General features: G+C 71.2%; 12 protein-coding genes. 11 read left to right on the forward strand and 1 reads right to left on the reverse strand.

Going from position 1 to position 11,300, the window contains the following annotated elements; all coding sequences use genetic code 11:
- The first annotated feature begins 7 nt into the window (after window positions 1–7).
- The gene (gene dapB / locus DEI86_RS11635; RefSeq protein WP_111049614.1) at window positions 8–754 is read left to right on the forward strand and encodes a 4-hydroxy-tetrahydrodipicolinate reductase; all 747 of its coding nucleotides are present in this window, start codon (window positions 8–10) and stop codon (window positions 752–754) included.
- Window position 755: 1 nt separating this feature from the next.
- Window positions 756–1,199 carry a hypothetical protein gene (locus DEI86_RS11640; RefSeq protein WP_111011102.1) on the forward strand — a complete coding sequence of 148 codons (444 nt, stop codon included), beginning with the start codon at window positions 756–758 and terminating at the stop codon, window positions 1,197–1,199.
- Window positions 1,200–1,242: 43 nt separating this feature from the next.
- Here DEI86_RS11640 and DEI86_RS11645 read toward each other — a convergent pair whose 3' ends face one another.
- Window positions 1,243–2,145: a TIGR01777 family oxidoreductase gene (locus DEI86_RS11645; protein ID WP_111011103.1), complete on the reverse strand. Its 903-nt coding sequence runs from the start codon at window positions 2,143–2,145 to the stop codon at window positions 1,243–1,245.
- Between the two features lie 217 nt (window positions 2,146–2,362).
- On the opposite strand from DEI86_RS11645, the gene DEI86_RS11650 reads away from it, so the two are divergent.
- The 9 genes from DEI86_RS11650 to DEI86_RS11690 all read left to right on the forward strand — a co-directional run bounded on the left by DEI86_RS11650 (window position 2,363) and on the right by DEI86_RS11690 (window position 11,300).
- A complete protein-coding gene (locus DEI86_RS11650; protein ID WP_111026892.1) occupies window positions 2,363–3,205 on the forward strand; it encodes a thymidylate synthase in 843 nt (280 codons plus the stop codon).
- Entirely contained in the window at window positions 3,205–3,714 is a 510-nt protein-coding gene (locus DEI86_RS11655) for a dihydrofolate reductase (protein WP_111049615.1), read from the forward strand. The genes DEI86_RS11650 and DEI86_RS11655 overlap by 1 nt, the downstream gene beginning before the upstream one ends.
- A gap of 35 nt (window positions 3,715–3,749) precedes the next feature.
- Window positions 3,750–4,754, forward strand: coding sequence for a 4-hydroxy-tetrahydrodipicolinate synthase (gene dapA / locus DEI86_RS11660; RefSeq protein ID WP_375334776.1), 1,005 nt, complete (start codon window positions 3,750–3,752; stop codon window positions 4,752–4,754).
- A gap of 46 nt (window positions 4,755–4,800) precedes the next feature.
- Complete coding sequence (locus tag DEI86_RS11665; RefSeq protein ID WP_111011107.1) at window positions 4,801–6,477, forward strand: ribonuclease J; 1,677 nt, start codon at window positions 4,801–4,803, stop codon at window positions 6,475–6,477.
- Window positions 6,478–6,651: 174 nt separating this feature from the next.
- Window positions 6,652–7,974, forward strand: coding sequence for an ABC transporter substrate-binding protein (locus DEI86_RS11670; RefSeq protein WP_111026891.1), 1,323 nt, complete (start codon window positions 6,652–6,654; stop codon window positions 7,972–7,974).
- A 1-nt stretch (window position 7,975) separates the two neighbouring features.
- Window positions 7,976–9,007: a carbohydrate ABC transporter permease gene (locus DEI86_RS11675; protein WP_111049616.1), complete on the forward strand. Its 1,032-nt coding sequence runs from the start codon at window positions 7,976–7,978 to the stop codon at window positions 9,005–9,007.
- Window positions 9,004–9,891: a carbohydrate ABC transporter permease gene (locus DEI86_RS11680; protein ID WP_111011110.1), complete on the forward strand. Its 888-nt coding sequence runs from the start codon at window positions 9,004–9,006 to the stop codon at window positions 9,889–9,891. Before DEI86_RS11675 ends, DEI86_RS11680 begins: the two co-directional genes overlap by 4 nt.
- Window positions 9,891–10,880 (forward strand): aldo/keto reductase, encoded by a 990-nt coding sequence (locus tag DEI86_RS11685; RefSeq protein WP_181439768.1) that lies wholly within the window; start codon window positions 9,891–9,893, stop codon window positions 10,878–10,880. The genes DEI86_RS11680 and DEI86_RS11685 overlap by 1 nt, the downstream gene beginning before the upstream one ends.
- Before the next feature lie 57 nt (window positions 10,881–10,937).
- The gene (locus tag DEI86_RS11690; protein WP_111011143.1) at window positions 10,938–11,300 is read left to right on the forward strand and encodes a tautomerase family protein; all 363 of its coding nucleotides are present in this window, start codon (window positions 10,938–10,940) and stop codon (window positions 11,298–11,300) included.

Below are 11,300 nucleotides of genomic sequence, written 5' to 3' on the forward strand. Positions count from 1 at the left end.
TGGGCCCATGAGCATCCCCGTCGCCGTGGTCGGTGCATCCGGTCGCCTCGGTCGCCTCGTCGTCTCGGTCGTGGAGGCGCTCGACGGGTTCGACCTCGTCGCCTCGCTCGGGTCGGGGGACCACGTGGAGGACGCCGGTCCGGACGTCTTCGCCGGCGCTCGCGTCGTGGTCGACGTCACGGTGCCGGCGCGGAGCCCGGCGATCGTCGACGCCGCGCTCGCGAGCGGTGCCAACGTCATCGTCGGCACCTCGGGGTGGTCCGCGGACCGGCTCGCGCACCTCCGCGCCGTGCTCGGGGACCGGCCGGAGCAGGGGGCGATGGTGGTCCCGAACTTCTCGATCGGCTCCGTGCTCGCGACGCACCTCGCGACGATCGCGGCGCCTTGGTTCGACGCGGTCGAGATCGTCGAGGCCCACCACGCGGCGAAGGTCGACTCGCCGTCGGGGACGGCCGTCCGGACCGCGGAACGCATCGCCGAGGCCCGACGCGACGTGGGGCCGGTCGCGGCGCCGCACGTGGACCAGCGCGCGCGGGGACAGCAGGTGGCGAGCGTGCCGGTGCACAGCCTCCGGCTACCGGGCGTCCGGGCCCAGCAGGACGTCGTGCTCAGCGGCGTCGGCGAGACCCTGACGATCCGGCACGACACGACGGACGACGTCGCCTACACGCCGGGTGTCCGCGCCGCGCTCCGTGCCGTGCCCTCCCTCCGGGGGCTGACGGTCGGGCTCGACAGCGTCCTCGGCATCGCCTGACGTGCGCTCGCGCTTCGCCGGCGTCGCGCTCATCGCCGCGCTCCTCGTCCTGTACCTCGTGCTCGTCGGTCAGCGCGCGGTGGCGTTCATCGCGACCGGGCTCGGCATCGGTGTCGGGATCGGGGTCGCGTTGCTCGTCGTGGCCGCGATCGGCGCCGTGCTCCTCGTGCTCGAGCTGCGGTTCGGCTTCCGCGTCACGCGGCTCGCCACCCGACTCGAGCGTGAGGGCGGCGCCCCCGACGACGTCGTTCCGCTCCGGCCGTCGGGCCGCCCGGACCGCGCGGCGGCCGACGCGCTGTTCGCGCGCTACCGCGACGCCGTCCAGGCGGCGCCCGAGGACTGGCGGGCGTGGTTCCGCCTCGGAGTCCTGTACGACGCCGCGGGCGACCGGCGCCGCGCTCGCGACGCGATGCGCACGGCACTCCGGCTGTCGGCCGGTCACTGACCTGCCGGCCCGCGGCGTGCCGCCCGCGGCCCGCGGCCGGGTGTCAGCCGAGCAGCGCGTCGACCGCCTGCTCCACCGTCTCGTGCCGGAACGTGTAGCCGTCGGCCTGGAGCACCGCCGGGACGAGCAGCTGGCTCGCGAGCAGGAGTTCGTCCGCGGCGTCGCGGAGCGCCAGGCGCAGGACCGTCTCGGGCACCGTGAGCGCGTACGGTCGGTGCAGGTCCTGCGCGACGCGCCGGAGGACGTGGTCGGCGAGCGCCGGTGTGGGGCCGGCGAGGTTCACCGGCCCGGCGACCTCGGACGAGCAGAGGTGCACGATCGCGGCGACCTCGTCCTCGAGCGAGATCCAGGGCCAGTACTGGCCGCCGGTGCCGAGCCGCGATCCGAGTCCGAGTCGGGTGAGGGGCAGCACGGGGGCGAGCGCGCCGCCGTCCGGCCCGAGCACGAGCCCGGTGCGGAGCAGGACCGTCCGGGTCGTGGAGGGCGCCTCGGAGGCCGCGGCCTCCCACGCGGTGCAGACCTCGGCGAGGAACCCCGCGCCGGGGTCGGCGGACTCGATGAGCCGGTCGGCGGGGCGGTCGCCGTAGTACCCGGACGCGGAGCCGCTGAGGAACGCGTGGGGCGGCGTCGCCGCGCGCTGCATCGCGGTGACGAGGGTCCGGGTCGCGTCGAGGCGCGAGGACCGGACGGCGCGTCGTCGCGCGGCTGTCCACGGCAGCCGGGCGATGCTCGCGCCCGCCAGGTTCACCACGACGTCGGCACCGTCGACGACCGCGGGGTCGAGGTCGGCGACGCCGGGCTGCCACCGGAACTCGTACGGCGACGTCGGCTCGCGACGCACGAGCGTCGTCACGTGGTGCCCCGCGGCGCGCAGGGCGGCCACGAGCGGCGTGCCGATGAAGCCGGACGCGCCGGCCACGAGCACGGAGAGCGGGGCGTCCGCCATGGGTCCTCCTTCGACCGCCCCACCGTACCGACGACGACCGACGCACGACCGGGAGGGCCGACGCGCCCCCGCCGGATCGGGTCACGCCCGCCCGCCGGTCGCCCTGCCGCCGATCGCTCGGCCTACCGCCGGTCGCCCTGCCGCCGTTGGCTCGCCCTACCGCCGGTCGCCCTGCCGCCGCTCGCGGAGGACGGTGGTCGCCCGTAGGCTCGGAGCCATGACCGACACCGCGTCGCCGACCTCCGTCAAGCAGCCCGACCCGTCCGTCGCCACCCCGTACGAGGACCTGCTCCGGAAGGTGCTGGACGAGGGCGTGCCGAAGGGCGATCGCACCGGCACCGGCACGCGGAGCCTGTTCGGCGCGCAGCTGCGGTTCGACCTCGCGCAGGGGTTCCCCCTGGTCACGACCAAGCGCGTCCACTTCAAGTCCGTCGCGTACGAGCTGCTGTGGTTCCTCCGCGGCGAGTCGAACGTGCGGTGGTTGCAGGAGCACGGTGTGCGGATCTGGAACGAGTGGGCCGACGCGGACGGCGAGCTCGGTCCCGTGTACGGCGTGCAGTGGCGCTCGTGGCCCACGCCTTCGGGCGACCACGTCGACCAGATCGCCGAGGTCATCGAGCAGATCCGGACGAACCCGGATTCGCGTCGGCTCATCGTGTCGGCGTGGAACGTCGCCGACATCCCGTCGATGGCCCTCGCGCCGTGCCACGCGTTCTTCCAGTTCCACGTCGTCGACGGCAAGCTCTCGTGCCAGCTGTACCAGCGGAGCGCCGACATGTTCCTCGGTGTCCCGTTCAACATCGCCAGCTACGCGCTCCTGACGCACATGGTGGCCGCGCAGGCCGGGCTCGAGGTCGGCGACTTCGTGTGGACCGGCGGCGACTGCCACATCTACGACAACCACGTCGAGCAGGTACGCGAGCAGCTCGCGCGGACCGCGTACGCGCCGCCGCAGCTCCGGATCGCCCCGCGCGACGGCATCGACGCCTACGAGTACGAGGACTTCGAGCTCGTCGACTACGCGCACCACCCGACGATCCGCGGCGCGGTCGCCGTCTGATGCCCCGGGGCGAGGTCGGCCTCATCTGGGCGCGCTCGCGCGACGGTGTGATCGGTGCCGACGGGGACATCCCCTGGCGCCTCCCGGAGGACCAGGCCGAGTTCCGCCGGGTGACGAACGGGGCGACCGTGGTCATGGGACGGCGCACGTGGGACTCGCTCCCGCCGCGGTTCCGGCCACTGCCCGGGCGCCGCAACGTCGTGCTGACCCGCGACCGGTCGTGGTCGGCGGACGGCGCCGAGGTCGTCCACGACGTCGACACCGCCCTCACGGTGGCCGCGGACGGGCCCACGTGGGTGATCGGCGGCGCGCAGGTGTACGAGGCGGCGCTGTCGCGAGCGGACCGCGTCCTCGAGACCGTGATCGACCTCGACGTCGACGGGGACACCACGGCACCCGAGCTCGGACCCGATTGGCACACGGTCGCCGCCACGCCCTCGGCGACGGAGTGGCTGACGTCGCGGACGGGTCTGCGCTACCGCTTCGTCGAGTCGCGCCGTCGTGCCTGAGCCGGTCCGGGCCTCCCGACCGCTGGTCCCGGTGGATGAGCGCTGCCGGTACGCTGGTTCGCGTGTCCTCGCGTGAGAATCCCCTCGGTCAGGTCCTCGTCGCGCTCGTGACGCCGTTCACCGCCGACGGCGAGGTGGACTGGCCGGGCGTCGAACGGCACATCGACGACTGCATCACGGCGGGTGCCGACGGCATCGTCGTGACCGGCACCACGGGCGAGACCTCGACGCTCACGGACCCCGAGAAGCTCCGGCTCGTCGAGGTCGGCAAGTCGGTCGCGGCGGGCCGCGCGAAGATCATCACGGGTGGTGGCTCGAACGAGACCGCGCACGCGATGCAGCTGTACAAGCAGAGCGAGCGCGCCGGCGCGGACGGCGTCATGATCGTCACGCCCTACTACAACAAGCCGACCCAGGCCGGCGTCCTGACGCATTTCCGGATGATCGCGGACGCCACCGACCTGCCGGTGATCCTCTACGACATCCCGGGCCGGACCGGCGTCCCGATCATGTACGACACGATCGTCCGTGCCTCGAAGCACCCGAACATCGTCGCGGTGAAGGACGCCAAGGGCTCCTTCAGCGAGGTCAGCCGGGTGCTCAACAACACCGACCTCATGTACTTCTCGGGCGACGACGCCAACGTGCTGCCGCACCTGGCGATCGGGGCGACCGGTCTGATCGGCGTGACGGCGAACATCGCGGCGGCACCGTACCGCACGATCGTCGACGCGGTGAACCGGGGCGACCTCGCGGCGGCGACGGCCGAGCACCAGCGGCTCGAGCCCCTGGTCCGCGCCGTCATGACGCACGTGCCCGGCACCGTCGCGGCGAAGTACATCCTGCACGGCCTCGGCCGGATCGCGAGCCCGCGGGTGCGCCTGCCGCTCGTCGGCCCGGAGGAGTCCGAGGCCGCCGTCATCGAGGCCGAACTCGAGTTCGTGCGCGACATCCCCGGCGCCGACTTCTCCAACTTCCGCCCGGACCGCAACGCGGCGGCCGGCGGCGCGCTGCCCAAGGTGCCAGGCACCACCCGTTGACCACCCGCGGCGCACCCGGTGCGCCGCCCACACCCGTCAGGACCAGATGCCCACGAAGACCTCCGAGCCGCAGCCGCTCGAACCCGGCACCCTCCGCGTGATCCCCGTCGGGGGACTCGGCGAGATCGGCCGCAACATGACCGTGTACGAGTTCGACGGCAAGCTGCTCGTCGTCGACGCCGGCGTGCTGTTCCCCGAGGAGCACCAGCCCGGCGTGGACTTGATCCTGCCGGACTTCACCCCGATCCGCGATCGTCTCGACGACGTCCTCGGCGTGGTCCTGACGCACGGGCACGAGGACCACATCGGCGCCGTGCCGTACCTGCTCAAGCTCCGGCAGGACATCCCGCTCATCGGGTCCACCCTGACGCTCGCGCTCGTCGAGGCGAAGCTCAAGGAGCACCGGATCAAGCCGTACACGCTGACGGTGCGCGAGGACCAGGTCGAGCAGCTCGGCCCGTTCCACCTCGAGTTCGTGGCCGTGAACCACTCCATCCCGGACGCGCTCGCCGTCGCCATCACCACTCCGGCGGGCCGTGTGCTCCACACCGGGGACTTCAAGATGGACCAGCTCCCGCTCGACGACCGCATCACGGACCTGCGCGCGTTCGCCCGACTCGGCGAAGCCGGGGTCGATCTGTTCCTGCCGGACTCCACGAACGCGGACGTCCCGGGGTTCACCGCGCCCGAGCGTGACATCGGGCCGGTGCTCGAGAGCGTCATCGCCCGTGCGCGCCGCCGCGTCGTCGTGGCGAGCTTCTCGAGCCACGTCCACCGCGTGCAGCAGGTGCTCGACGCCGCCGCGGCGAACAACCGCCGGGTGGCGTTCATGGGCCGGTCGATGGTCCGGAACATGACGATCGCGGCCGAGCTCGGGTACCTCCGGGTGCCGGACGACGTCCTCATCGACGCCAAGAAGGCCAAGGACCTGCCGGACGACCGCATCGTCTACATGTCGACGGGGTCCCAGGGCGAGCCGATGGCCGTGCTCGCGCGCATGGCGAACCTCGAGCACCAGATCGAGATCGGCGAGGGAGACACCGTCATCCTCGCGTCGAGCCTCATCCCCGGCAACGAGAACGCCGTCTACCGGGTGATCGACGGGCTGACGAAGCTCGGCGCCAAGGTCGTCCACAAGGGCAACGCGAAGGTGCACGTGTCGGGCCACGCCTCCGCGGGCGAGCTCCTGTACTGCTACAACATCCTGCGGCCGCGGAACGTCATGCCCGTGCACGGTGAGCACCGCCACCTGTACGCGAGCGCCGACCTGGCGATCCAGACGGGGGTCCCGCCGCGCAACGTGATCCTCGGCGAGGACGGCACCGTCGTCGACCTCAAGGACGGCGTGGTCCGCGTGGCCGGGCAACTCGACCTCGGCTACGTCTACGTGGACGGGTCGACCGTCGGCGAGATCACCGACGCGGACCTCAAGGACCGGCGTGTGCTGGCGGAAGAGGGCTTCATCTCGATCTTCTGCGCCGTCGACTTCACCACCGGCCAGTGCATCGTCGGCCCGGAGATCCAGTCGCGCGGGTTCGCCGAGGACGACTCCGTGTTCGACGAGGTCCGGCCGCAGATCGTCCGGGCGCTCGCCGACACGGCGGCGAACGGCGCGGGTGACCAGCACGCGTTCACGCAGGCCGTCCGTCGCACGGTGGGGCGCTGGGTGAACACGAAGCACCGGCGGCGACCGATGATCGTGCCGGTGGTCATCGAGGCGTAGGCGCGGCGGCACGAGCCAGCGGCACGAGCCGCGGCAGCACGAGGGCGGGGTCCGACGGACCCCGCCCTCGTCGTCGTCCGAATCCGTTGACAGACTTCGTTACTTTGGGATAGAAAGTCCGCACGGGCTCCCGCAGAGCAGCGGGAGCGGTTCGGCTATCTCAAAGGAGAGACCATGCACGACACCGACACGCGCGCCGCTGCTGAGGCGATCGGCCGGGGCATCAGCAGGCGCACCCTGTTCCGCTACGGCGGCGCCGGCGTCGCGAGCGTCGCCCTCGCAGAACTGCTGGCGGCCTGCTCCTCGGGGTCCTCCGCCTCGTCGAGCGGCACGACGACCGTCCGCATGTGGAGCTGGTACACGGGCCAGCGGGACGTGTTCCCCAAGGTGATCGCCGCGTTCGAGAAGAAGCACCCGAACATCAAGATCCAGAACCGGATCTTCGGGACGCCGGACCAGTACCTCCCGGCGCTCACCGCGGCCGTCTCGGGTGGTGACGTGCCCGAGATCTTCGCCCCGCACGTCCGCGCCATCACCTACGGCGAACAGGGGATCTCGGCGGACCTGCGCAAGGAGCTCGGGTCCGGCTTCTTCAAGGACTTCTTCTCGTCGAACAACCAGGAGTACACGAAGAACGGCAAGCAGTACGCGCTCGGGTTCATGGCGCAGACGTTCGGCCTGTTCTACGACCCGGACATGCTGAGCGCCGCGGGTGTGGACGGGGAGCCGGAGACCTGGGACGACCTCATCGCCGCCGCCGCGAAGATCGACGCCACGGGCAAGTCCACCGTCGCGTTCAGCGCGAACCCGACGACGAGCGCGCTCGACTTCTTCCTCCCGCTCATCACCCAGGTGACCGACGACCCGACGTACTACCTCAAGCTCGACCAGCTCGAGAAGGGCTACGCGTACACGAACAAGCCCGTGCTCGAGGCGCTCCAGCTCAACGACCGGATCGTCAAGGCGGGCGTGTTCCAGAAGGGCACGACGGGCACGTCGGGCGACCAGGCGACCCAGCTGTTCTACACGGGGGGTGCGGCCATGCTGTTCGCCGGGTCCTGGATCCCGCAGTCACTCGCGCAGGACGCCCCCAAGGCGTTCCTCGACAAGTACAAGATCATGCGGACCCCGGCGATCAAGAGCGGGGCCCGACACTGGACCGCCGACCAGGCCGGAGCCGGTTGGGCGGTGTCCGCGACGAGCAAGGCCAAGGACGCCGCGATCGAGTTCCTCAAGTTCATGTACGAGCCGGCCCAGTACTCGCAGCTCATGAACGACTCGCTGAGCATGCCGTCGACCAAGAGCGCCGCGGACCGCGTGAGCGACCCGCACATCAAGCTCATGACGTCGTGGCTCCCCGACGGCTGCCCGCACATCCCGTTCGGCGCGGGATCGAGCGCGGCCGGTGACCCCCTCGGCAAGATCTTCGACCAGACCGCCTCGCCGGCCGAGGTCGCCAAGCAGATGCAGGCCGCCGTCCTCAACGCGAAGGGCTGACATGGCCGTCACCAATGTGCTCCGGCCGGAGCGGGCGGGACGGTCGGACGAGATGGGCCAGCGTGGGCGCGGTCCCCGCGGCACGGGTCGGGGCGGCGGCCCGGGCCGGAACCGCGGCCGGGGACGAGCGGGAGGCTCCGCTCGCCTCCGCCGCTGGGAGTGGGTCTCCGGGTACACCTTCGTCGCGCCGACCGTCCTGCTGTTCGCGGCGTTCGTCGGCTGGCCGATCCTCTACGCCGCCTACCTGTCGCTGACGCGGTGGAGCGGCTTCGGGATCCCGCAGTTCATCGGGCTCGACAACTACACGCGCATGGCGAACGACCCGGTCGCCCGTCACGCGTTCGTCGTGACCGTGCTCTACGCGATCGCGACCACGGTCCTCCAGACCGCGATCCCGCTCGTGATCGCGGTGCTCGTCGCGAACGTGTGGAAGGGCCTCAGCGTCGTGGTCCGGACGATCCTGTTCGTCCCCGGCCTGGTGTCGTTCGTCGTCTCGGGTGCGCTGTGGAAGCTCATCTACGACCCGAACATCGGCACGCTCAACCGGACGCTCCGCGGGCTCGGTCTCGGCAGTCTCGCCGCGAACTGGCTGTCGACCCCGTCGCTCGTGCTGCCGGCGATCATCGCGGTGTCACTCTGGATGGCGATCGGCATGAACATGCTCATCTTCTTCGCCGGCATCCAGGGCATCGACCCCTCGCTCTACGAGGCCGCCGAGGTCGACGGCGCCTCCCGGTTCCAGCAGTTCCGGTTCGTGACGATCCCGGGCCTCCGGATCGTGACGGCGATCGTGATCAGCCTGAACCTGATGAACGGCTTCAAGGTGTTCGACATCATCTTCGTCATGACCGGCGGTGGTCCGAGCCACCAGTCCGAGGTGTTCGGCACCTACCTGTACAGCCTCGCGTTCGGGTCCACCGGTGGGTCCGTGCCGCAACTCGGCTACGGCAGTGCCTTCAGCGTCGTCGTCATGCTCCTGTGCGGCGTCGCCGTGCTCGTCCAGATCGTGCTCGCGAGGAGGGCCGCCCGATGACCGCCATCAAGCAACCGGTGTCCCGGACCGACGTCCGCCGCCTCGACCAGGCGCCGCGGCACCGACGGGTCCCGTACGCCCGGTCGGTCGCGGCGATCATCCTCGTGGCGATCTGCGCGGTGACGGTGTTCCCGCTGCTGTGGCTGCTGGCGACGTCGCTCCGCCCGGAGAACACCGTGTTCAACGGACCGTTCTTCCCGACGATGCTCACGACGCGGGCATACGGCACGGCGTGGACGTCGACGGACTTCGGGCTGCACTTCCTCAACAGCCTCTGGATCACCACGGCGACGGTCGCGGGCGTGCTCGTGTTCGCGTCGATGACCGGGTACGCCTTCGCCAAGCTCCGGTTCCCGTTCAAGAACGTCCTCTACGTCGCGCTCCTGTCGACCCTGATGATGCCGTCGACGGCGCTCATCATCCCGCTCTACCTGCAACTCAAGAACATCGGGCTGCTCAACAGCCAGTTCGGCCTGCTCGTGCTCTACATCAGCAGTTCGGCACCGTTCGCCATGTTCCTCATGCGGGCCTTCTTCGAGACCCTGCCCGACGAACTCGTCCAGGCCGCGCGGATCGACGGTGCCGGCGAGTTCACGGTGTTCTGGCGGGTGATCCTGCCGTTGGCCCGACCCGGGGTCGCGACGGTCGTCATCTTCCAGTTCCTGTCGACGTGGAACGAGTTCCTCATCGCGAACACGGTGCTGCAGAACACGCGGGCACTGCCGCTCCAGCCGGTCCTGTTCAGCCTCATCGGGCAGTACCAGACCGACTGGCCGTCGCTCGCGGCCGGCCTGACGCTGTCGATCGTGCCGGTCGTGCTCGTGTACGTCTGGATGCAGCGACAGTTCGTCGCGGGCATGACCCTCGGGGCGGTGAAGAGCTGATGGTCGACCTCGGTACCACGATCGATCCCGACCTCGATGCGACCGCGGGCGGCTGGATGCGGCCCCTCGGGAGGACCGGGCTCACCGTCTCCGCGGTCACCCTCGGCGCGGCACCCCTCGGCAGCATGCCGGAGAACTTCGGCCATGCCGTCGAGGAGGACGACGCGGTCGCCCTCGTCGACCAGGTCCTCCACAGCCCGATCCGGACGATCGACACCGCGAACGGGTACTCGGGCGGCGCGAGCGAACGGCGCATCGGCCTCGGCATCGCGCGTGCCGGCGGCCTGCCGGACGACGTGCTCGTCGTCACGAAGGTGGACGCCCGGGACGGCGACTACTCGGGCGCCCGCGTCCGCGCGTCCGTCCGCGAGAGCCAGGAGCGGCTCGGCATCGACCGGCTGCCGCTCGTGCACCTCCACGACCCCGAGTTCCACGACCTCGACGCGATGACGGCACCGGGTGGCGCGGTCGACACGCTCGTCGCCCTCCGGGACGAGGGCGTCGTCGAGCACATCGGCCTCGCGGGCGGGGACGTCCACGTCATGCGGCGGTACCTCGACCTCGGGGTGTTCGAGGTCCTCCTCGTGCACAACCGCCTGACGCTCGTCGACCGCAGCGCCGAGTCGCTCGTGGCCCGGGCGGCCGAGACCGACGTCGCGGTCGTCAACGCGGCGGTGTTCGGCGGGGGGATCCTCGCCGCACCGCGGAGTGGCCGGACCGACTACGGCTACCGCCCCGCGCCTCCGGCCACTCGCGCCGCCATCGCCGCGATGGCCGACGTCTGCGACCGGTACGGGACCGACCTCGCGACGGCGGCGCTCGCCGCGTCCGTGCGGGAGCCGGCGGTCGCGAGCACGATCGTCGGGTTCAGTCGACCCGAGCGGATCGCGACGACCGTCGACGCCGCGACCACGGACCTCCCGGACGACCTGTGGGTGGAACTCGCCGCCCTCCGGCCGGCTCCGGAGCACTGGCTCGACGCCCGCTGAGGCGCCGAGCACCACGACATGGGCCCGCACCGACGCGGGCCCGGGAAGCAGGAGACCATGCCCCTCGTCCGCGTCGACATGCACGCGGCCCTCGCACCACGTCGCGAGGCCATCAGCGCCGCCATCCACAAGGGACTCGTCGACGGGCTCGCGATGCCCGAGGACGACCTGTTCCAGGTCTTCCGGCTCCACGAGCCCGGGGAGCTCGTGTACTCACGGACGTTCCCGAACGCGGACCGCAACGACATCCTCTTCGTGCAGATCCTGCTCGCCCGCATCTACGGTCCCGAGGACAAGCAGCGCATGTACGGGTGCGTGGTCGACGAGCTGGTGGGTGCCGGGGTGAAGCGCGACGAGGTCCTCATCGCCGTGACCGAGAACGAGGGCAGCGACTGGTGCGCCCCGGACAAGGAGGCCTGA

This window comes from Curtobacterium sp. MCBD17_028, from assembly GCF_003234875.1.
In the GTDB taxonomy this organism is placed as follows: Bacteria; Actinomycetota; Actinomycetes; order Actinomycetales; family Microbacteriaceae; genus Curtobacterium.